This window comes from Algoriphagus sp. AK58 (genome assembly GCF_014324365.1).
Lineage (GTDB): Bacteria > Bacteroidota > Bacteroidia > Cytophagales > Cyclobacteriaceae > Algoriphagus.
On record NZ_QEIG01000008.1, the window covers coordinates 295437 to 317314 of the forward strand.

The following is a 21878-nucleotide window of genomic DNA, read 5'->3' on the forward strand; positions in this document are numbered from 1 at the left end:
CTTTTAAATGACTCTAGTTATGAAAAAATACTTGCTTTTGCTTTGCTTCATGGGACTAGTTCAACTGGCATTCGCCGGCGAACGTAATGAATTGCCCATCAAAACCGAAACCCTCATCATGAAAGACAGTGTGGTGATCGAATTCGGAAAATCAGGAAAAGTACTCATCATCGTCGAATCCAAAGAAGACTTTGAAAAACTCAAGCTGATGAATATCAATCAGATCATCAGTGAACTTGACCTCGAGGAAAATAAAGAAACAGGAGAATTGACCATCGTGGAAATCCGGAAAAGAGACGGGTCCGTCAAAGAAGTGGTCAAAGTATATGAAGGAAGCGGAGAAACAGAGGTCAATGTCGCCGGCGTAAGAGTGTATGTAGATGAATCCGGAGAAAACACCCGTGTCAAGGTAGAAACAGGTGCTAGGAAAATGTCCGATCCACCATTCAGAACCTATTTTACGGTGGACTTGGGCATCAACAACTACCTCGATAACGGAAAATTCCCGACCTCTGACAATCCCTATGCAGTAAAAGGCTGGGGAAGCTGGCAGGTAGGACTCAACTGGATGGCAGCCCAAAGAATTTCCAAAGGTTTTCACTGGAATTTTGGTTTGGGTTTCCACTGGTACAATTTCAAGTTTGAAAACAGGGATTTCCAAGCTGTAAGAGGGGATGATCAAATAGAATTTATTCAGCGTACGGATGTGGATGGGTTTAAAAGCAAAATCTCAGCTTCCTACCTGACAGCCACCACCCTTTTGGAACTTGACTTTGGCCAAATGAAAGACAAAGGCAAAAGAGGGTTTAAACTCGCCGCAGGACCTTACATCGGATACCGCCTCGGAGGGCAATCCAAATATGTCTATGAAGAACTGGGAGGCTCAGGTCGTCAGAAAGACAAAGAAGCCACAGGACTTTACCTGGAAAACCTCCGCTATGGCATCCGCGGAGAACTGGGTATCCACCGGGTGAAGTTTTTCACCACCTATGACCTGAACGAATTGTTCCAGGGAGGAAAAGGTCCCGCCCTCAATCCTATCACTTTTGGAATTGTATTTTAAAAAAATGTGGGGAGCTTGACTCCCCGCCTCATATAACTAAACCAACGATGAAAAAAATACTTTTACTACTTGCTACCATCCCAATACTCGCCATTTCTTCAGCCTTTGGCCAAGAAAAATCCGCCATGGAAGGGGAGAAAACAAAAGTCTATACCCTCTTTGGAAAAAGCTGGATGGTCACCAAATACTCAGATGGCACCAAAACCTACGAATGGGAGATCTCAGATCAAGAGTGGGAAAACTACAAAGAATCCAAGGGCTCCAATTTCGAAACCAATTTTTTGGAAACAGAAGTAGGGATCAACATCTGGCCAAATGGAAAAGGCGCCCCTCAAGTCAAACCTTGGGGCAGCTGGTATGTGGCACTGAATACCACTGGTACTTGGAAACCTGACAACAATTTCAACCTAAAATCTTACTTGGGAGTCAGCTGGTACAATTTCAAATTTGAGGACACGGATATCATTGCCGTGAAAACCCCGGAGGGATTGGAGTTTCAGGAATTTACAGGAGGAACAGGAACCAAATCTAAAATCTCGGCCTCATTTGTCAATCTGACCCTTGTTCCTACAGTATTGACCAATGACGGAAACCTACGATTCGGAGTGGGAGGATATGCCGGTCTGAGAATCGGCGGAAGAGGAAAATTTGTCTACAACGACACAAAGGGTGACCAAATCAAGCAATTTGAAAAATCCAACATGTATGTCAACAATTTCCGGTACGGATTACGGTCGGAAATCGGCGTGGGAGACATCACCCTTTTCTTCAATTATGACCTGAATGAACTATTTGAACCAGGAAAAGGACCCGAACTACAAGCGATGAGTTTCGGTGTCACCTTTAACTGATAAAACCAACCAGAAACTATGAAAACATATCTCAAATTTTCTCTTGCATTCCTCATGATGGTTTCATCCACTTGGGCAATGGCGCAAAATGTTCTAGTCAACACCCAAAAAAGCTACTCCAACATCAAGCGAATTGAGGTAGAAAGTGGTTGGCTAAATGTATCCTACACTGGAGGAGGCTCAGCAGAAGTTTCCGTGGAAGCCTATTTAGAATCCAATTATACTGACCAGGACATTGTCTTTGTGACTGTCGGAGATGTTTTAAAAATCAGCCACACCAAAAAACAGAACAATTACAGCTGGAATTCTAAAAACAAGGGGTACATCCATATGAAAGGGCCTCAGAATATCGAAATCGACTTTCGAGGAAGTTCCGGAAATATGACCGTAGAGAACGCAGGTGGAAAATCCACCTCCTTGAGAGTTTCTTCGGGAAATGTCACTGCCAATCAGATCAAAGGGGACCTTATTATTAAGGCAACCTCCGGAAACCTAAATGTAAACGGAGTAGAAGGAAATGTGCAGGGGGGAGTCACATCCGGAAATGCCAATTTTCTTGCAGTTAAAGGAAATCTGGACTATGAATCCACGAGTGGTTCATTGGAAGCAGATGGCGTAGGAGGGCAAATTTCCGTCAGTTTGACTTCAGGAAATGCTAAAATCAACAATGCAGGACAGCTGGGTTTCCTTCAGTTTACCTCCGGAAATGTAAGGGCTACCAATTCGGGACTGGGACCAAATACCCGATTTAACGGGACTTCGGGGAATTTCAGAGTTCAGACAAATTCGGATTTGAAAGGCTTCAATTACTCCCTCAAATCCTCTTCGGGAAATCTAAAGGTGGGAACTACCTCGACCGGAAAATCATTGGAAATTGACAATGGCGCTTCTACAACCGTCAGGGGAAATATCACCTCAGGAAACATTACGATTGAGAATTAGAAGTTAAAGATTAAGAGATAGAGAGATCTGGAAGACAAATCAAATCCAGTTTATCTCTTAATCTCTTATTCTCGTATCATCAAACAGGCCGGGCAATTTCTCTGAGAAGTTCCCGGTCTTCTTTTTTCAGCTTCATCAGTCGAGTCATACGATCGGGGCTGGGTTTGGCCAGAGAGAAAAACACCAAAGCCAGGGCAAAAATAACTATGAAGAAAGGATTGCCACTGAAGAGGAGCCCTAAGGTACTGCAGATGGAAACCAAGAAAAGAAACAAAAACCGCTGAGTGGTGGCTTTTGCATAGATTTTTACCTTTTCAAGCAATTCGGTCTCAGCAAAAGACTTTTTGATATTGACACGAAAGGCCCAAAACTGACCTATCAACAAGGTTATGGAAAAGGTCATTAAAAAACCATTAAAAAACCCCGATGGCTCAGGCAAGTCCTTGGTGATACTGCCCGAGTTATGGTACAGGTAGACGATTCCAAAAGCCGGAAGTGCTATCAATAAAATGATCAGCGTCAATCGCTCCGTTCGGTGGTAGATTTTTCGTAGTTCCTGAGTTTCCAAGGGGCTTGTGTTATTCGATGGTGATTTTGATATCGTCGGTCAAAGGTCTGGACACACAGCATAGCACATAGCCAGCCGCCAGTTCCTTTTCACTGAGCCCCGCATCCTCATCCATCTTCACCTGCCCACTCAATACACGACCTCGACATGCAGTGCAAAGCCCACTTTGACAACTGTAAGGCATATTCAGTCCGGCTGCCAAACCGGATTCCAAAACCGTTTTACTAGGCGGCACAGTCACTACATGCTCCTCCCCTTCCAGAATGATGGTCACATCTCTGGTTAAAATACCATTACTGATCCCCTTAAGTGCATCTTCATGCGCCTGATGTGCAGCTGCGGAGTAAAAACTTTCCCGATGAATTCGTTCCTTTTCTATTCCCAACTCATCCAAAACCTGCTGGGCAGTCTCCATTATTCCATCAGGCCCACACATAAAATAGATCTCCTCATACCGGGGTTCATATTCCGCTTTTGCAAAAAGTTCTTTCAGCACAATAGGAGATAGCCTGCCTTTTAATCCCGTCCAGTTTTCGGAAGGTTGGCTGAGGTTATGGATGATTGTCAGCCGATCCGGATTGGCGAGTTGAAGCATTTCCAATTGTTTTCTGAAAATGATCTGCTCTTCATTTCTACTGGCATAGATCAGCGTGATGATAGACTGAGGTTCATTGACTAAGACGGACTTAAGGATCCCCATGATCGGGGTGATCCCACTTCCCCCTGCAATAAGGAAGAAGTGCCGGCGGTTTTTAGAATGAAAGTCAACAGTGAAATTCCCCATGGGCTTGACCACATTGATCGTTTTGCCAGGGAAAACTTTTTCATTTAGGTAGTTGGAAAAGAGTCCTTGCGGAACCCGCTTAACAGAAATCCCCGGAAATGGGTCGACAAAAGGTGAGGTACAAAGTGAATAAGAGCGACGCTGCTCTTTGCCTTCAAACTCCATCACCAAAGTTAAAAACTGACCGGGCTTATAATCCAGGTAAGGTTCCGGCTGTTCAAAATATATGGATACCGTATCCGAAGTTTCTTTGACTACCTCCCGCACTTTAAGAGGTAAATAGGGATTTACTTTTACCTCTTCTTTCTTTTTCTTGAAGAAATTGAACATGTGATCTTTTGGTGATTTGGCTGCAAAATTAAACCCCGGTTTGGTAAAATGGACAAAGCACGGGGAAATTTCAGTCAATAACCTCAAAAGGGAAAAGTAAGTTTGCCTAGTTTGGATAATTCTTGGTGCAAAAGCCCGATTTTGGGTCTTTGCCCTTACCTTTGCGACTTCCGAGTTTCGGACTGAATCTTTCTTTTGCTCAGCAACTCAATATGATATGGAATTAAATGCCCTGACCGCCGTTTCCTCTGTGGATGGACGCTATGCCGGCAAAACAGCCCCTCTTCGAGCTTTTTTCTCAGAATTTGCCCTGATCAAGTATCGGGTGCATGTCGAAGTGGAATATTTTATCGCACTTTGCCAACTACCCTTGCCGCAATTGGCGGAGTTTGACCATGCGCTCTTCCCCCAACTCAGGGACTGGGTGAAGCACTTTTCCATCGAAGACGCCAACTGGATCAAAACCACCGAACGCACCACTAATCACGACGTGAAAGCTGTGGAATATTTTCTCAAAGAAAAATTCGATGAGCTCGGTTTGGAACCTTACAAAGAGTTCATTCATTTTGGACTGACTTCCCAAGACATCAACAACACGGCCACACCGCTGATGCTTAAGCGGGGTCTGCAGGAAGTGATCCTACCGGCATTGGAAGAAGTGATCGAGAAGCTTGCTGACCTAGCTGATCAATGGTCTGAAATCCCCATGCTGGCCAAAACCCACGGGCAGCCCGCCTCTCCCACCCGACTGGGTAAGGAGATCAATGTCTTTGTGGTGAGATTGAGAAAGCAGCTCGAACTCCTGGAACAGGTGCCTTATTCTGCCAAGTTTGGCGGCGCCACCGGCAACATGAACGCGCACGTAGTCGCCTATCCTGACTTTGAATGGAATGAATTTGCCTTCACCTTCGTAGAAAATTACCTTGGTTTGGAGCGCTCGTTTCCAACTACCCAAATTGAGCATTACGATAACCTAGCTGCCGTCTTTGACGGATTGAAGCGCATCAACACCATTTTGCTCGACCTCTCCAAAGACGTGTGGCAGTATGTGGCTATGAACTATTTCAAGCAAAAAATCAAAGCCGGAGAGGTGGGTTCCTCTGCGATGCCTCACAAGGTAAACCCGATCGATTTTGAAAATGCCGAAGGAAACTTGGGCATCGCCAACGCCCTTTTGGAGCATTTGGCAGCCAAACTCCCAATTTCCAGATTGCAGCGTGACTTGACTGACAGCACCGTGTTGCGGGTCATTGGAGTTCCTTTAGCACACATGCTGATTTCTCTGGAGTCTTTGCAAAAAGGCTTGGGCAAATTGGAACTGAATCAGGCAGCGATCGATGCGGATTTGGAGGAAAACTGGGCCGTAGTTGCCGAGGCCATTCAGACCATCTTGCGCAGAGAAGGTTTCCCCAAACCCTACGAAGCCCTACGAGACCTTACCCGCACCAACTCAAAAATTACACAGGAGTCGATTTCTGAGTTTGTCGAAGGTCTTCCGATATCCACCGAACTAAAAAGCGAATTGCGGGCAATTACTCCGTTTAATTACACCGGGATTTAAGTGAGCAGTGAAGCAGTCTCAGTTGGCAGAGTGAATCGGTCAACTGAGGTTGTTTTTCTTTTAAACCACAAGTGGATTTTTTGATTAGAGTTTCCCTTTAAATCAAAAAGAATTTTTCTACGTATATTCCATGATCTAATTAGTTTGGTTTATGGAAAATTCAATCACATTTTTAACCAAAGTGAGCAAGGATGGGACAATCCAACTTCCGGAATCTCTCCACCTTGAAAATCAGGAGGTTGAGATCAGGATTTCAAAGCAAATTCCCCAAAAAAAGAATGCTTTGGATTTTGTGAGAAAATGGAAAGGAATCTTAAAGGGATCAGAAGGAGACTACAAGAAAGCAAGACAAGAATACCTTGAGAAAAAGCATCAATGACAACTATTTTTTTGGATACAAACATCATACTTGACATCGCGCTTGAAAGACCGATTTTTTTTCAACATTCCTCTAAAATCTTTGAAAAGCTAACCGAAGGAAGGATCCTTTGCTTCCTATCTGCCACCTCAATCAAGGACATTTATTTTTTGATCAGTAAAGAAAAATCTAAAGAAATCGCAAAAGAATTTATCCTTGACTTGGTGGAGATTATGCAAATTTTAGCAGTGGATAGAAATATTGTAATCCATGCAGTCAACTCAGATTTCTCTGATTTTGAAGATTCAATCCAAAATTCGGTTGCAGATCTTAATGGGATAGACTGGATTATCACGAGGAACAAAAAAGATTTCCGACAATCAAGGCTACAAGTTTTATCTCCCGAGGAAGCTTTAGAAAGACTTTAATCAATTCAAGTCTAGGTAGACGTCTTCGCCTCTGCGTGTATCCCAACTCACGGCTTTTTGTCTTTCTGTGCCTATGTTTTTCTTGAATATTGGGACTGATCACTGAGCACAACCTAATGATCACTACCAACTGCCCTTACGCCTTCGGCAAAAAAACCTCCGCCATCATACACCTCACGGATCCACCTCCGAGCTTTTCGATAGTGGGAATAGCAGGACTAATAATCGTCGTGTACTTTTCGATTTGTTGGATTTGACCCACATTGAGGGAATCGAAAGCCGCCTGAGACATCACGGTAAACTTCTCTCCACCGTCATTGCTCACTTCCAGCATATTTCCGGCAAACTGAAACTTTTGCCTTGCCGTAATGGGAATGACTTTTTTTCCCGAATTGGTCAAAGCATCCTTTACTTTTTGACGCTCAGCAGATTTGACGATGGTCTCCAGACAGACCACGGCAATATCCGTACCCACATGCATCATTACATTAGTATGATAGATCGGCGAAAGCCTCCCTCCCACTTCCTGCATGGCCTCAAAACTTACCACTTGATAGCCAAGCAACTTACCCACATACTCGAGAGGAACAGGATGAGTCCGCTCCGAAAAGCAGGCATAAATCACCTTTGCCTGTCGGTCCAGCACCATACTTCCCGTCCCCTCCAAAAACTGCCCATGCTCCTCGAAAAAACTTAAATCAATGATCTCTGATATCCCAAAGCCCAATCGAAGCAATTGTTCAAGGATCTCTTTTCTTCTTTCCAGACGACGGTTGGGAGAAAACATGGGATACAAAATCACCTTGCCGTCGGGATGGGTACTCAGCCAGTTGTTTGGAAAAATAGCATCGGTTTTTATCGGGCTTTCACTATCCTCTACCACCAACACTTCCACTCCTTGGTCTCTCAAAAGAGCAACAAAACCGTCAAACTCAGCCAAAGCCAGACGTTGGATTTCCTCAACTGAGCGAGAGTCCTGTTTTTGATAAAAATTATTCCCTGCCGTTTCGGGATTGAACCCAAAATGGACTGGTCGTACCATCAAAATGACCGAGCTCGTCTGGTTCATGGTTTCTTAGGATATCGGTAAAGGGTAGGGTTAACGTTGAATCGTTTTTCGCTGATGGTGAAAAAGGAATTGCCTTTGGAATTAAACCCAATAGCTTCCCCCTGGGGTTCGGGCACGTAGGGCAATCGTTTAGGCGCTTTCTGAAGGGCTTGTGGGATGCTCTCCCCTGACTTCCGCTCCCAATAGTAAATCGCAAAGTAATTTTTGATCAGAATTTTGCTCCCATCTCTGGAAATATCACCCGCGACTGAGCTGGTAAAATCCAAGTTATGAAGTTTTTCAAGCGTGGATTTGCCTTTGGAAAATTCCGATTGAGGCACTCGGTACAGCGAGTTTTTATCATCTCTCTTGGAAACGATAAACAAATCTCCTGAAATCGGATCCACCATCAAGGTTTCTGCATCTCTCGCCCCTCCTGGATAAGTAAGCCGCAAAACCTCAGGTTTTACGCTGTTTTTAGCGGCAATAGAATTGGGTTCAGGAAATCGAAAAATGCAGATTTCACCATGTATCCCCGCATTATCTCCTATTTCGGCTACAAAAACATAAGGTTTTCCGCCTGGACCAGGCCCTACGGCAATATCTTCCCAATCCCGGTTTTTTACTCCCACCAGCTCGATGACACCCAATTCTTTTCCCAGGGAATCCAATAAGTACACTGCTGCTTCCCCTCCGCTATCGGTATGGACATAGATCAGATTGGGATGCTTTTGGGAAAAAGCCAAACCGCTTATTTCCTCCAAAATGGGATTGTTGATCACCCCCTGAGGAATGCCCGCAAGGTAAACTGAATCAATTTTTGGTTCCTTTTGGGCAAAAGAAAACTGGGTACAAAAACTAAAAAACAGCGTAAAAACTAAAAGGATATGGATTTTCTTCATGTCCAAAAGTACGAATTGATGCGCGAAATGCTGCATTCGGAAAAGCTGCAGAATCATAGAAAAGTGCCAACGGCACGTTCTGTCCAAACCCAGAATTCAATTCTGGGTTTTTTGAAATCCTCAAGGAACAAGAGTGCTGAAGGCACGATCTGTATTGTTTTGGCACTTATTGCTTACAAACCCAACCCAATCTCTAATCAAAAATTCCTTTAGGTAATACGGATCGCCCCTTCAGGGCTCGTGGACTTCACTCTGATTTTTGCCCCAAATAGAATTTGGGGCTCACACATTTAGCGCCTTCAACGCAGGTGTTTTTCATTTAACAGGAAAAACATTTCTTCTTTCTCAAAGAAAAAAAATATCCCGAGCGGCTTAGCGAGAATACGATCTGCTCTGCTATCCTGCGTCTCCAGACGCTGGACCTATTCCCTAAAAACAGGAAATGCTGCTTTCGGAAAAGCAGCATAACCATTAGCATTTATCAAAGAATCAAACCTTAAACGGTAATTCATAAATCCGCTTACCTGTGAGTTTGTACACCGCATTGGCCAAGGCCGGAATGTAGGGTGGCACCGGAGGTTCGCCCACACCGGTTGGCTTTTCGGTGCTTGGGATGATGTGGACCTCGATCTTTTTTGGTGACTGAGGCATGCGGATGATCTGATACGAATCAAAGTTATGTTGCTGCACCTGCCCCTTATCAAAAGTAATCGCGGAAGTCATCGCCAAGCTGGTGGCAAACTGCGCCCCGCCTTCAAACTGGGATTTGATCCGGTCGGTATTGACTCCGACTCCACAGTCTACGGCATAGTGAACCTCAGGAATAATGAGATTTCCATTGGCGTCTTTTTCCACCATCACCACACAAGCGACATAAGTCAGGAAGCTTTTGTGCGCTGCAAATCCCAGGGCTTTGCCGGAAGCGAGATTTTGAGACCAGTTGGATTTTTCGGCAACAGCTTGGATTACCTTTTTCATCCGTCCCGTATTCCAAGGGAAGTCTTCGATCTTCTCCCCATAGTTTTCATACTTTCCGCCTGTTTCTTCGGCAAAATTCAGGTCTCGATCTTCTCCCAACAGCTCAATCGCCTGCTGAATCGGATCCACTCCTCTCGCTTCGGCGATCTCATCCATCATGCATTGGGCAGCAAAGGCATGGTTGATATTACTCACAGAGCGAAGCCAACCGATACGGGTATGGGCTTTGGATTCGTGCGTTTCGATGCGAATGTTGGGTACATCAAAGGGAAAGTCGGTACAACCCAAGCCCAATTCTCCGTCAGAAGGATGCAATTCATCTGGATTTCCTGTGGCTCCAATAGCCGGAAAGACCGAATGTTGATTCCAACCGGTGAGATTTCCTGATCCATCCAAGGTAGCTACGATCCGCTGTGCACTATGGGAATGGTAGAAATCATGGTGCAAATCATCTTCTCGGGTCCATTGTACCCGCACTGGAGTCTTGGCTGCTTTGGAAAGAAGCGCTGCTTCTATCACTCCATCGGGTTTGGATTTTCGTCCGAATCCTCCTCCTAAGAGCGTTACATTGATTTTCACTTGAGGAAGCTCGATACCCAAAGCTCCAGCCACTGCGCCTCGTGCCCACTGCGGATGTTGGGAAGGTGCCCATATTTCTACACTTCCATCACCTTTATAATCTGCGATCACTGCAATAGGCTCCATGGTGGCATGGGCATAAAACGGAATCTTGAATGTTTTGTCCAAAGTCTTGGCCGCACTGGACTTGGCCGCATTAAAATTGCCTCGCTCACGTCTCACCTTGCCATTTTGCAGGGTGGACTTGGCCATGGCCTCGAGTTGGGCGGTGGAGTTATAGTCTTGGTTTGGGCCTAGATCCCATTCGATTTCTAAGGCTTCCCGGCCCTTTTTGGCGGCCCAGGTATTGGAAGCGAGAACGGCAAGCCCTTCCAATGGCTTGTCCAAACCGGGAGGAATGCCTGCTCCTTCTATTTTCACGACCTGATTTACTCCGGGCACTGCAAGAGCTTTGGCATCATTGTAAGAAATGATTTTGGCACCTACCACTGGACTCCTAGCGATCATGGCGATTTGCATATTGGGCAAGTCCACGTCTGCACCAAACACCGCTTTTCCGGTTGCGATATCCTTGGCATCGTAGATGGCTACATCGGTTCCGACCAATTTATACTCGCTGAGCTCCTTGGTTTTCACAGCAGCCGGATCGGGTAGCGGCATCACCAACAAGTCCTGCACGAGATCTCCAAACGTGACTTTTTTCCTACTCTCCTTCAGATGAACTTCGGAATTTTCGGTATAGCATTCGGAGGGATCTACCCCCCATTTGGCAGCAGCGGCTTGGATGAGCATGTGTCGGGCCGTGGCTCCCGCTTTTCGCATCGGCTCAAAAAACATCCGCACTGAGAAGGATCCATCGGTATTCTGATTTCCATATTTGTCTTCATCGCCTTCGGCTTGTACGATCTTGATTTTGCTCCAATCTGCCCCGAGTTCGTCAGCCATGATCATCGGCAAGGAAGTACGAATCCCGGTACCCATTTCCGAGCGGTGAGCGATCAGGGTCACCTGATTATCAGAATCGAAAGAGATGTACACGTTGGGAGCAAAAGTCACCACTTCGCCTTTTGGACCTGAGCATTGGAAATTGACTCCCAGCAAAAAACCACCTGTAGCCAGCGAACCGATTTTGAGAAAATCCCTTCTGGAGGCCACAAAAATCTTGGAGCGATCTTCTGAGGCCTTGTTTTTATCCTTGAAAACTGGAATAAAATTTTTCATAGCGTTTCAGTTTTGGAATTAGCGGGAAGCTGCGGTTTGGATAGCTGACTTGATTCGGTTGTAGGTGCCGCATCGACAGAGATTGCCTTGCATGGCAGCTTCGATTTCGGCCTCGGAAGGGGTTGGATTCTGTTTAAGCAAAGCTGCTGCAGTCATAATCTGACCTCCTTGGCAATACCCGCACTGGGGCACTACATGCTCCACCCAAGCTTCTTGAAGCGGATGGTCTCCTTTTTCGGAAAGTCCTTCGATCGTCGTAATATTTCCGGCTCCTACCTCCGAAATTGGCAAGCTGCAAGACCGGACGGCCACGTCATCCAAGTGAACGGTACAAGCACCACAAAGCGCCTGTCCGCATCCAAACTTGGTTCCTTTCATATTCAAAAGGTCCCTGAGAACCCAAAGAAGCGGCATATCAGGCTCGGCTGAAACCTCTTGCTTCTTTCCGTTGATGGTGAGTGTATAGTTTTCCATAGACTGGACTTTGATAAGTTGCTATAAGGTAAGGATTTAGAAAATAAGAATGGATTTAGATTAGGTTTTCCACTCTCGTTGAAGATTAATCTCTGTTTGGATAAATGAAAATCACTTCCACCTTCCCACCATTATCCCGGATTGGGATTTGTTGGCCGCCAAATAATCACTCAGCGGCATGCTGGAAATTTCCACTTCCTTGTTTTTGGAACTGGCATGCATCAGGTGAATCCGGCCATTTCGCTCAAAAGCAAAACCTACATGCACCATGTCGAGATTCTTGATCGAAGTGGTGATGGCGATCATATCCCCGGATTGAATCTTGGATTCCAAAGACTGGATTTTGTCTTTTGGGATGTAGTAAAAGGACTTTTTGGCCAGCTCTGCTTCTACTTGTTTCAGCTCCTCCACATTTTTTGGATCGCTCAGTTGGGGATAAAACTGAGGATTCTCCGTCATAAAAGTGGGCGCATTCGGGTACGCTACCCCGCCGATTTCCTGGGTGATATCGGTGAGGATTCCTTTTGTTTCATTTTGGGCAATCCAGTCCGAAAAATAGTGCAAGCGGCTGGGATAGCCTTCATTTTTACCATGTCGGTAACGAATAGTTTCCAACTCGTGTTCGAAAGCCTCCATGCTGTTTTCACCTTGCTTTGCAAGTCTCACCAAAGTCACGACTGACTCCAAATAGGTCGTGCAGTCCACGCCCTGCAAGTTGATCACCAGTTGCTCGGGACCGGGTATTTCCAGGGTTTTCTCCACGTATTCCGTTTTCAAAAACCATTGACCGATTTCAGCTGCCAGTTCATTTCCCGATTGGTTTTTGTCCAAAGACTCCAGTTTGGCTAAAAACGATTCCAGCTTAGCACGGCTTTCCGGCTTGCAGACGGTTTGGGCTTGGGTGAAAAACGGGAAAAAGAATAAAAGGAGAATCAGGTTTTTCATTTTGAGCGTGGTGAGTAGGCTAAAAGTAAAAAATTCAATCACTCTCGAGAAATTAAATTCTATAAGTAAATGTAACTATCAAAATCAGGTCTTTTTTTCAAAAAATCAGGAGACCAAAAGGCCTCCTGATTACCAAGCTTTTTTCTGATTAGATTAGATTAGTGCCAATACCAAGCGCCCCCTACCTAAGTCATCCAATTCGATAAATTGGATAAGGCTGTTGCGTTTAGTTTGAAGGCGTTGATTTGATTCGAAAAAGCCCCATTTTCAGTCCAACGTTGAAGGTGAGGCTATTATCTTGGCTGGGCACACCCATCGCTTCTTCGATGGTGCCGCCCAAGATTCGGTACCCGAGACCTGCATGAAGCCTGGCAAATCGGTGGAGGTTGACCTCGATTTGAGCTCCTGGTTCTACAAAAAATGTCTTGTTTTCTTCGTAGTCAAATCCACGACCTTCTTCATCGATCTCGACCTCATTCATCCCGATGGCAAGCGGAAAGGTGAGATGTACCACCTTGGTAGCTTTCAGGGTGTATTCGATAAATCCACCTGCCTGATAGGAATCCAAGTGGGCTTGAGGAGGCAGCATCGTTGAAAATGAGGCAGGGCGCACAGTATTGATCATCTGTCCATAAAATCCCCCCACGGTGATTTTGTCATCGAATACCAGTCCGGCTCGGAATACTACAAACCCAGCATTTTCACCTGCAATCTGAGTACCTTGGAAACCAGGATTAATCATAATTCCGATTTTTGAAAGCGAAAGATCTCCGCTGAATAAGGTCTGGGGTTCCTCTTGTGCCATGATGTTTCCGATACCGATCCAAGAAATGAGGATGATTAAAATTGCTTTTTTCATTGTTGAAGTTGATTTGGTTAGATTTCATCCTCATTACGCTGGGACATTTTGAAAGCGTTGCCTGAGCGATAAAATTATTTTTTCTAAAAGGCAACCCTCTTATAAGGTGTGATCGTGATGCTATTGAAATGAATTTGCCGGATTCGAAAGAACTACAAGAGCTGATCAGGCTTTGCAAAAAGAATGATCGGAAAGCTCAAGAGCGGATGTTTAAGGTCACTTATCCGCTCGCCATTCAGGTATGCAGGCGCTATACTCCCAACTTGGATGAAGCCCAATCCATCGTCAATGAGGGTATGCTCAAGGTTTTTGGGCAATTGGATCATTATTCTCCCGAGCTGAGTTTTGGTGGGTGGGTAAGGAGAATAATGGTCAATACCGCTATCGATCAGTATCGCAAGACCAAGCGCTTGCAGGATCGATATGCTGAGATAGAAGATGAAAGCCCTGTTTTTTCATTTGATGAGGGCACCCTCGATCAGATCAGTGCTGAGGAAATTCTCGAGTTGGTCGATGACCTTCCGCCAGCCTACCGGATGGTTTTCATTCTTTACGCGATAGAGGGCTACAATCACCGGGAAATTGCCGAGCAGTTGGGCATTTCCGAAGGTACCTCCAAATCCAATTATTTTAAGGCCAAAGCCAAATTGCAGAGCGCATTGACCCAGATCAACACAGAAAAGCAAAGAAATCATGGATAAGCGAGACTCATTTGAGCGAAAAATAAAAGAGAAGCTGGAGGGGTTGGTTACTCCGGTGCCGGATTTGGATCAAGCTTGGGCGAGTTTCAGTCCAAGCATCCAACCTAAAGGTATTCCTCTTTGGAAGCGCTGGTTTATGCCTTACTTGTATGCGACTACACTTTTTGTCCTTTCACTTTGGTGGCATCAACGGGAGCAAAATGGCGATTTTTTAGCTGAAAATACCTTTAGGACTGAATCAATCATGGACACCCTTGTGGTGAGAGATACAGTTTACCTAGTCGATACGGTCTATGTAGTCAAAAGAATCTATGTTCAGGAAAGTCAAGTTGTCAATACCCCAAGCTTTTCCCTTGGTAAGGCAAAAGATCAAAAGCAAAATCTGAGTCAACTGCCAAATGGCCTGGAAAATCCTGTAAATCAAAAAATTGATACAAAAAAGACTGAAGCATCTTCAGGAGATCAAATTGACCTATTCAAATCTTCTGCTTATGTGATAGAAAAGGCGGATTCTACCAAACTTGAAAGTGACAAACGAATAACCGAACCTATTCAGAGAGTGGATTCGGTTTCGAAAAAATCTCAGATTGGATCGCTGCCGGACTCCATCAGTCCCAAAAGACCAAGAAGCATGAGCGCTCCATCGGTGGGGCCCAAAGAAAAAGTAGTGCTTAAGTCCGATGAAGAACTGTTGGTAGGAGACACCAGCAATCTGAGTAATCCGCCGATTCGCACCAAAACAAAACCCATGCTTCATGTGGAAGCTGTGACCTCTATTATGTTTTCGATCAGCAGACTCGTAGAATATTATACTCCAATCCAAAATGGGATTCAGATAGGTCTCGAATGGGAAAGTGGTTGGGGAATCTATGCAGGAGCGATTCGAAATCAGGTAGAAGGGGAGCTCGATGATGAAGAAATAATGCAGCTGTCTCCCGAAGTGATATCAAGGTTACCCAATCTGACGGCGGATATTTCCACCTTTGATGAGATCTATTTCACCAATCGGCAGTGGTTTTTCCCGCTAGAACTGCGCTGGAGAAGTATGTATTACAATGGGTTTAGCTTCGAAAGTAACTTTGGCCTGATGGGAAATTACCTTTCCCGACAAGATTTTATCTATGAATTTGAAAACAACTCCGTCGAGGAGTATCAATATGAGACAGTAGATAAGGACCAATTCTCGATTAGTCATCTGAGATTGGGGATCGGGACGAATTATTTGCTATCCAAGCGTGTGGGGATGTTTCTCCGAAGTCATTATTGGTTTCCGACTGCCCGACCGGGGATTATCCGGGATCGGATGCATGGCTTGGAAGTAGGTGTCGGTGTGAATGTTTTTCTGGGAAAATAAGGAACGCTTACTTTTCGCTTTGAAACCAAAAAGACCTGTCAGCATCACAATCTGACAGGTCTTTTTTCTGAGAAAATGGATCGCTATACCACCGAATTTTCCAACAGTATCGCATCCAAATCCTCTCCAGGAAGAGAAATGATTCGCTCAGCAACTGGATCCCATTCGATTTTTCGTCCGATTTTGTAGGATAGTCCAGCCATGTGCGCGGTGATAGCCTCCTCAAATCCCTCATCGATCCCACAGCTCGGATTGCCTCCGTTTCGGATGCAGCTGAGCCATTCCCGAATATGCAGGAAGGTAGAATCAACGCGCTTTCCATCCCGATAGGTCCAAAGCAAACCTTTATTTGCGAAGTACTTGGCAGTAGCGGAAGTCACCGCATCCACACCTTCGGCGGTGGGATCGTATTGATAGATCGGCACCTGAGGATCAATTCGGCCTTCTTTGATCAGGTCTTTGTACTTGGTAGAGCGGGGATCGGCGTAGATGGTCAGGATATTTCCCAACTCCATACTCGCATCGTGGCCCATCAGGACAGTACCTCGGTCAAACTGATTGCCCAAAGTTGCCGAATAAACCAAGGTCATTCCTTTTTCTTTTCCGTCCTCCTGACTAGAACCCGTGCTGAAATCCGGAAAGTCCATATTGACCTGCATCACATCAGGGACGTTCCGTCCATCCCGATGGGTGTAAATGCCACCGGAAGCAGTGACATACTTAGGAATTCCCATTTTCAACACACAGTTGACCCGATCGTAATCGTGGGTCAAGAGGTCTCCTGAAAGTCCTGAACCATAGGCCCACCATTTTCTCCAACGGAAAAAGTGCTCAGCATTAAATGGAACCTGCGGTGCAGTACCCAAAAACGCATTCCAATCAATGGTTTCAGGAGAGGCTTCGGGATGAATTTCATATTGCCAAGCCCCATTGTCATCGTTTCGGTTGGTGTTGGTAACGACCAGAGACACGTGACCTAATGTATTTTTCGCAATCGCATCTTGGGCAGTCAGGAAGCTAAGCGTCTGTCTGTGTTGATGTCCTACGGCTAAAATGGAACCCGGATGGTTTCTTACCGCTTCACGGAGTCGATACGTCTCCTCGATGGTATGCGTCATGGGCTTTTCCACATAGGCATGAACCCCCGCCTCAATCGCCGCCTGAGCCATCGGCGCATGCCAATGATCCGGCGTGGCAATAATGACCGCATCGACCTCTCCACTGTGGATCAAGTCCAGGTAATTTTCATAGCGCTTGCAGGGATTGGCTTCCGTATTGAAGGAGCGAAGTGCCTTTTCAGCCCTCACATCAAAAATATCGCAGATCGCAGTCAACTTGACATTCAGGTTTTCCTGTGCCAAAAAATCCTCCAATCGCTTGTCTTTGGGATCTTCTTGGGCTGACTTGGCCATAGATTCCATCCATTCCTGAGTGGCAAATCCCAAAGCCCGCATCAGTTGCTCTCCCCTGATTCCAAATCCGATCAATCCGATGCGGAGCGGGTCTCCGCTCATTGGACCTGAGGCAGGAGGAGCACTGGCTTTGATGTTCAATTTCTCCAACCAAAAGTCTTTTTCCAGCTTGGATTTTTTGGTGGTGTCAATTCCTGCCGCCCATACTGCGCCTAAAATCGGAACCCCAGCCAGGCTTTTGAGCAGATCTCTTCTGGAAAAAGCGGCGAATAGTTTTTTGTCAGTTGCCATGATATCGTGGGATTAATGGGTTTGAGAGGAAAGGGTTCTTTTGGCAAAAAATCGCTCCAAGCCAAAAGATACGGAAGTGGGGAAAAGGAAAACCACCAGAAGTGCGGCTGCTTCGATCAGGTTTTTGTTGATGATCCAGTAACTGCCCTCAGCAGGTCCCAAGGGATAGCCAGGAAAGGGCGGATGAGCAAAGTAATACAGGAGCAGAAGCCCCACTCCGATCAGACTGGCCAATTGGGTTTTAAAACCCAGAATCAAGGCAGCGCCTACGAAAAGCAGGGCAGCGATATTCAGGGTATCGATCGTGGAAATCATGGATTCACTTGCCAGCCAATGGAAAAAAGACTCCAAATAGGTAGCGCTGAGCAGATAGCCTTTAGCGGTCCATCCTGGGCTGTACAATTTGATGACGCCTTCATAGAGAAAATGCCATCCGATCAGCAGTCGGAGCAAAACCAGCACTCCGGTTTGCGTTGAGGTTAGTGGGGAAGCTTGGGTCATACCGTGGGTTGTTTTGGTTAACGTCCACGATATTAGGCACCCTAGCTTTGGAATTAGCTGATGTTTGTCAGGTAAAAAGGTGATTTAAAATGAGGTAACTAGACTTCTTTAAAAAACATCAAAAAACCCTTCATTAAATTTCGATTGACCTGTATCTTTTGAGATAATTGAGAATACAAGGAATTGAACTTTTTAAAAATGATGAAATGCCCATGAGAAAATGCTTATCACACAAGGGAATGATTATGCAGGGCATTCCATGTGGCAAATGAAAATCAAATTATAAACACATGAAATAGCGAATCCAATAGCCTTTGGAGGATTTTACTGATCCCCCAAAATCCGGGTTTCAGTCCGGTTTTTTCAGGCTTGGTCCAGACTTTTTATCTCAGGTGTGGAGGCTGATCTACTTTTGGATCATCATTAACACACAAACAAAAACAAACCAATTATTCACAAACAAACTACACACACAATGAAAAAGTCAATGTTAACCTTGGTGGCTCTGATGAGCCTTGGAATGATGACCGCTTTCGGGCAGGAATCTACATCGCAAACGGTAAAGCCTGTGGGCTTTTATGGATCGGTAATCAATGAATTCATTTTCACTAAAAGCTCTTCTCCAGTACGCAGTCATTACAGCATCGGTACTGAATTGGGATTGAGATTCCATGACAAAGTATTCTTCGGCCTCTATTACACCAACTCCATCGTTCCAGTTGATCTTTGGAAAGAAACGCCAAACAACGCACTGGATATGAAGCAAGTTCACTACGGCTTGTCCGGTAGCTATGTGCAGGATTTCGGAGGTCTTTTCTACGGTAAAGTTGGTTTGAGAGCAGCATACGCTGATATCAAGCAAGATTATACCATTACAAAAGAAAATGGAAACGTAGTCAACAAGGCCGAAAGCCGTACGCATTCCATCGCTCTTTCTCCTGACCTGAGAGTTGGTGCCCACCTCAATCGCTGGTTGGACATCGAATTGGGCGGAACCTACCGATATAATGTCAGAAATCAAGAAAAGTGGGGCATTTCCACTGAGGATTTCAACGGATGGGGAGGTACACTTTCGGTGAAAGCCAAATTCTAAACCAATCCACCATCAACCTTGCCAGCTCCTTCGAGCTGGCTTTTTTGATCCTATAAAATGAAAAGTCTTGAGATTAAAGAATTCCGCTTTGCTGACGTGGATTGGATTGATGGATTAAACTGGCACCAAAACACTCATGAATCCGCTCCCTATTTCTTTGGTTCTGAGGCCTTGGCTTTTTGGCCCGAAAATTTCAATTCCGATTCCCTATTTGCTTTGTCAAATGATGGCCAATGGATGGGTTGGATTGGCTTAAATCCTGTGCTGGACCCCTTTGGAAGTCTTGGGATTTCTGAGATTCTGTTTGGCTACGACCCAACTAAAGCGGACAGGAATTGTATGATGTTGGCGATCAATTTCTTGCTCATCAAAGCCCGAAGTCTCGGATTCTGGTCTTGCTTGATCCATCTGAAAAAAGACTCTGAGCTTCTACCGTTTTTGGTTGACTCAGGATTCAAAATTTTGGGACAGAAATATTCCGGAGGGAATGCAAGCACTAAAAATGAACTCCTGATACTAGAGAAAAGACTCCATTGAACTTTAAAACTTTGACCACAAAATGAAACATATAGAAACCATGATCAGGATCTACGCCCCCTGCGAAAAAGTATGGAAGATCCTGACAGATTTTGAATCCTATCCCAGCTGGAATCCCTTTATACGATTCATTTCCGGAGAGTTGAAAGAAGGCCAGAAACTTCAGATCAGAATATCTCCGCCCAATGAAAAAGAAATGTCTTTTTCACCGGTTTTAATTCGGAGCATCCCAGGCCGAGAACTTCGCTGGTCCGGTAAATTGCTTTTCAAAGGACTCTTTGATGGAGAGCACTATTTCGGACTGGAGGAGATCGATGAAAACACTACCCTGTTTGTTCATGGGGAATATTTCTCAGGATTATTGGTAGGACTGATGCCCTCTGTCTTGGAGCAAACCAAAGTTGGATTTGAGCAGATGAACCAAGCTTTGAAAAAAACTTGTGAGGCTTAGGTTTAAGTAAGCCCATTGATTGAATAAAAATCTTGAATCTTGACAAAAATGAGAATATCTATTGAACCAATGAAACCAAACCACTGGGAAGAAGTGGCGGCAATTTACCTTGAAGGAATCCAAACCGGAAATGCCACATTTCAACAAGACATACCGACTTGGGATGACTGGGATCGTAATCATCTCAAAAAATGTAGATTGGTTTGTCTTTACGAGGGGAAAATAATCGGTTGGGCGGCCCTGTCACCCGTATCCGGAAGATGTGTATATGCTGGTGTGGCAGAAGTCAGCGTGTATGTTTCTGAGCAATTCCGAGGAAAAAAAATTGGCTTTCAATTAGTTGAAAAACTGATTAAGGAGAGCGAGCATGAAAACCTCTGGACATTACAGTCCGGGATTTTCCCTGAAAACACCGGAAGTATTAGGATACACGAGAAGCTAGGGTTTAGAATAGTAGGATATCGAGAAAAAATCGGAAAAATGAATGGGAAATGGCGTGACACCTTACTATTGGAAAGACGTAGTAAAAAAAACGCAATTGAATAATCTTTCCTCTAATAAAATCCAACAAAACTTTTTTCAGTTTACACAAAACCTAGAAAAGTTCCTTTAAAGGGGCTTTTCTAGGTTTTAAAATCCCTCAAAAATGGAAATAGAACTTACTCATTTAACCCACCTAGTCCAGATTCAACCTACCCATGCGACATCCCTTTTTAGCATTTTGACCATTCACCGCAGCCACTTTTCTCCATGGTTGCCTTTTGTAAATGAGCTTCGCGACATTGAACAAACTGAAAAATTTATCCGTGAGTCTCAGGTTTTATGGGAATCTAAAAAGGACTTCTCTTTTGCTATTCTCGAAAAAGGACAGGCAAGAGGAGTGATCTCAGCCAAAAATCTGAATTGGATAGAAAAAAGTACTGAGTTGGGCTATTGGCTGGATCCTTCCCTACAAAACAGTGGAATAATGACCCTTGCTGTGAATCGTCTGGTAGAATTCCTGACCGTGGAGTTTCAATTTCAAACCTTTTGGATCAAGTGTGCGGAGGATAATCTCCCCAGCCAGCGGGTAGCTCTTAAAGCAGGATTTGAACAGGTGGGTGTGGAGAAAAGAGATATTGGGAAAGTTCAGGCAGTCTTTTTGAAGTTCCAATTGAAAAAAGAGAGCCTGGAGTAAATTTATGAATTGCGACAGACCATTCTGAAAAGAATTTCCCCGGTTTCCTCATGCGCTTTTTCTTCAAAAAAAGAAAAGCCCATTTTTTCATAAAAACAGATTCCTTTCTGATTTTTTAAAAAGACTTCCACCCAAAGGATCGGGAAATTTCCCGAGATAAATTCAACCAATTTCTTTCCGATTCCCTGATTCTGAAATTCAGGAAGTACAAATAACCCCCCAATTTCATTTCCGATCAGGGTGATAAAACCCAAGCTTCTTCCTAGGTGATCTTTACAAATCCAAGTATCACAACAAGGCAGGTATTCCCTGCTAATCCGCCTTTCCTCCTTCAGGAAGAATTCGGCATTAAGGAATGGATAAGCCAGACTGGCGCTCTGCTTCCAAATGACAAGGACATCCGAAAGGTCAGAGGACTGATAGGGATGAATAGCTTTCATAGGTTGAATCTTGGATTGGGGATTTAAAAC

The 21878-nt window shown here is 44.8% G+C and carries 24 protein-coding genes; 13 read left to right on the forward strand and 11 right to left on the reverse strand.

Annotated elements, in window-relative coordinates:
• Nucleotides 1–19: 19 nt before the first annotated feature.
• The 3 genes from DDT91_RS08120 to DDT91_RS08130 are packed head-to-tail and all read left to right on the forward strand — an operon-like array spanning nucleotide 20 to nucleotide 2856.
• Nucleotides 20–1063: an outer membrane beta-barrel protein gene (locus DDT91_RS08120; RefSeq protein WP_187175679.1), complete on the forward strand. Its 1044-nt coding sequence runs from the start codon at nucleotides 20–22 to the stop codon at nucleotides 1061–1063.
• 47 nt (nucleotides 1064–1110) lie between these two features.
• Complete coding sequence (locus DDT91_RS08125; RefSeq protein ID WP_187175680.1) at nucleotides 1111–1914, forward strand: hypothetical protein; 804 nt, start codon at nucleotides 1111–1113, stop codon at nucleotides 1912–1914.
• Between the two features lie 18 nt (nucleotides 1915–1932).
• On the forward strand, nucleotides 1933–2856 hold the full coding sequence (locus DDT91_RS08130) for a hypothetical protein (protein ID WP_187175681.1): 924 nt from the start codon (nucleotides 1933–1935) through the stop codon (nucleotides 2854–2856).
• A gap of 79 nt (nucleotides 2857–2935) precedes the next feature.
• On the opposite strand, the gene DDT91_RS08135 is transcribed toward DDT91_RS08130, so the two are convergent.
• Nucleotides 2936–3424 carry a hypothetical protein gene (locus tag DDT91_RS08135; protein WP_187175682.1) on the reverse strand — a complete coding sequence of 163 codons (489 nt, stop codon included), beginning with the start codon at nucleotides 3422–3424 and terminating at the stop codon, nucleotides 2936–2938.
• A gap of 10 nt (nucleotides 3425–3434) precedes the next feature.
• Nucleotides 3435–4538, reverse strand: a complete 1104-nt coding sequence (locus DDT91_RS08140; protein ID WP_187175683.1) for a ferredoxin--NADP reductase — start codon at nucleotides 4536–4538, stop codon at nucleotides 3435–3437.
• A 217-nt stretch (nucleotides 4539–4755) separates the two neighbouring features.
• On the opposite strand from DDT91_RS08140, the gene purB reads away from it, so the two are divergent.
• The 3 genes from purB (at nucleotide 4756) to DDT91_RS08155 (ending at nucleotide 6885) form a co-directional block, all read left to right on the forward strand.
• Nucleotides 4756–6099 carry an adenylosuccinate lyase gene (gene purB, locus DDT91_RS08145; RefSeq protein ID WP_187175684.1) on the forward strand — a complete coding sequence of 448 codons (1344 nt, stop codon included), beginning with the start codon at nucleotides 4756–4758 and terminating at the stop codon, nucleotides 6097–6099.
• Between the two features lie 151 nt (nucleotides 6100–6250).
• Entirely contained in the window at nucleotides 6251–6478 is a 228-nt protein-coding gene (locus DDT91_RS08150) for a hypothetical protein (RefSeq protein WP_187175685.1), read from the forward strand.
• Nucleotides 6475–6885: a PIN domain-containing protein gene (locus tag DDT91_RS08155; protein ID WP_187175686.1), complete on the forward strand. Its 411-nt coding sequence runs from the start codon at nucleotides 6475–6477 to the stop codon at nucleotides 6883–6885. Before DDT91_RS08150 ends, DDT91_RS08155 begins: the two co-directional genes overlap by 4 nt.
• 136 nt (nucleotides 6886–7021) lie before the next feature.
• On the opposite strand, the gene ctlX is transcribed toward DDT91_RS08155, so the two are convergent.
• The 6 genes from ctlX to DDT91_RS08185 all read right to left on the reverse strand — a co-directional run bounded on the left by ctlX (nucleotide 7022) and on the right by DDT91_RS08185 (nucleotide 13891).
• Nucleotides 7022–7954: a citrulline utilization hydrolase CtlX gene (gene ctlX / locus DDT91_RS08160; protein ID WP_255502049.1), complete on the reverse strand. Its 933-nt coding sequence runs from the start codon at nucleotides 7952–7954 to the stop codon at nucleotides 7022–7024.
• Entirely contained in the window at nucleotides 7951–8835 is an 885-nt protein-coding gene (locus DDT91_RS08165) for a hypothetical protein (RefSeq protein WP_255502050.1), read from the reverse strand. The genes ctlX and DDT91_RS08165 overlap by 4 nt, the downstream gene beginning before the upstream one ends.
• Nucleotides 8836–9324: 489 nt before the next feature.
• Complete coding sequence (locus DDT91_RS08170) at nucleotides 9325–11613, reverse strand: xanthine dehydrogenase family protein molybdopterin-binding subunit (protein WP_187175688.1); 2289 nt, start codon at nucleotides 11611–11613, stop codon at nucleotides 9325–9327.
• An 18-nt stretch (nucleotides 11614–11631) separates the two neighbouring features.
• Nucleotides 11632–12087, reverse strand: a complete 456-nt coding sequence (locus tag DDT91_RS08175) for a (2Fe-2S)-binding protein (RefSeq protein ID WP_187175689.1) — start codon at nucleotides 12085–12087, stop codon at nucleotides 11632–11634.
• Between the two features lie 111 nt (nucleotides 12088–12198).
• Nucleotides 12199–13032: an N-acetylmuramoyl-L-alanine amidase-like domain-containing protein gene (locus DDT91_RS08180; RefSeq protein WP_187175690.1), complete on the reverse strand. Its 834-nt coding sequence runs from the start codon at nucleotides 13030–13032 to the stop codon at nucleotides 12199–12201.
• A gap of 226 nt (nucleotides 13033–13258) precedes the next feature.
• Entirely contained in the window at nucleotides 13259–13891 is a 633-nt protein-coding gene (locus DDT91_RS08185) for a hypothetical protein (RefSeq protein ID WP_187175691.1), read from the reverse strand.
• Between the two features lie 128 nt (nucleotides 13892–14019).
• Here DDT91_RS08185 and DDT91_RS08190 point away from each other — a divergent pair, with 128 nt between their 5' ends.
• Nucleotides 14020–14592: an RNA polymerase sigma factor gene (locus DDT91_RS08190; RefSeq protein WP_187175692.1), complete on the forward strand. Its 573-nt coding sequence runs from the start codon at nucleotides 14020–14022 to the stop codon at nucleotides 14590–14592.
• Complete coding sequence (locus DDT91_RS08195; protein WP_187175693.1) at nucleotides 14585–15946, forward strand: hypothetical protein; 1362 nt, start codon at nucleotides 14585–14587, stop codon at nucleotides 15944–15946. The genes DDT91_RS08190 and DDT91_RS08195 overlap by 8 nt, the downstream gene beginning before the upstream one ends.
• Before the next feature lie 83 nt (nucleotides 15947–16029).
• Here DDT91_RS08195 and DDT91_RS08200 read toward each other — a convergent pair whose 3' ends face one another.
• Both DDT91_RS08200 and DDT91_RS08205 read right to left on the reverse strand, forming a co-directional pair.
• Nucleotides 16030–17649 carry a Gfo/Idh/MocA family protein gene (locus DDT91_RS08200; RefSeq protein ID WP_187175694.1) on the reverse strand — a complete coding sequence of 540 codons (1620 nt, stop codon included), beginning with the start codon at nucleotides 17647–17649 and terminating at the stop codon, nucleotides 16030–16032.
• 12 nt (nucleotides 17650–17661) lie between these two features.
• Complete coding sequence (locus tag DDT91_RS08205) at nucleotides 17662–18150, reverse strand: DoxX family protein (RefSeq protein WP_187175695.1); 489 nt, start codon at nucleotides 18148–18150, stop codon at nucleotides 17662–17664.
• Between the two features lie 475 nt (nucleotides 18151–18625).
• On the opposite strand from DDT91_RS08205, the gene DDT91_RS08210 reads away from it, so the two are divergent.
• The 5 genes from DDT91_RS08210 to DDT91_RS08230 all read left to right on the forward strand — a co-directional run bounded on the left by DDT91_RS08210 (nucleotide 18626) and on the right by DDT91_RS08230 (nucleotide 21408).
• On the forward strand, nucleotides 18626–19243 hold the full coding sequence (locus tag DDT91_RS08210; protein WP_187175696.1) for a hypothetical protein: 618 nt from the start codon (nucleotides 18626–18628) through the stop codon (nucleotides 19241–19243).
• 57 nt (nucleotides 19244–19300) lie between these two features.
• Complete coding sequence (locus DDT91_RS08215; protein ID WP_187175697.1) at nucleotides 19301–19780, forward strand: hypothetical protein; 480 nt, start codon at nucleotides 19301–19303, stop codon at nucleotides 19778–19780.
• 22 nt (nucleotides 19781–19802) lie between these two features.
• Nucleotides 19803–20231 (forward strand): SRPBCC domain-containing protein, encoded by a 429-nt coding sequence (locus tag DDT91_RS08220; RefSeq protein WP_187175698.1) that lies wholly within the window; start codon nucleotides 19803–19805, stop codon nucleotides 20229–20231.
• 48 nt (nucleotides 20232–20279) lie between these two features.
• Nucleotides 20280–20777 (forward strand): GNAT family N-acetyltransferase, encoded by a 498-nt coding sequence (locus tag DDT91_RS08225; protein ID WP_187176131.1) that lies wholly within the window; start codon nucleotides 20280–20282, stop codon nucleotides 20775–20777.
• A 100-nt stretch (nucleotides 20778–20877) separates the two neighbouring features.
• Complete coding sequence (locus tag DDT91_RS08230; protein ID WP_187175699.1) at nucleotides 20878–21408, forward strand: GNAT family N-acetyltransferase; 531 nt, start codon at nucleotides 20878–20880, stop codon at nucleotides 21406–21408.
• A 2-nt stretch (nucleotides 21409–21410) separates the two neighbouring features.
• On the opposite strand, the gene DDT91_RS08235 is transcribed toward DDT91_RS08230, so the two are convergent.
• Nucleotides 21411–21848, reverse strand: a complete 438-nt coding sequence (locus tag DDT91_RS08235; RefSeq protein ID WP_187175700.1) for a GNAT family N-acetyltransferase — start codon at nucleotides 21846–21848, stop codon at nucleotides 21411–21413.
• Between the last annotated feature and the right edge of the window lie 30 nt (nucleotides 21849–21878).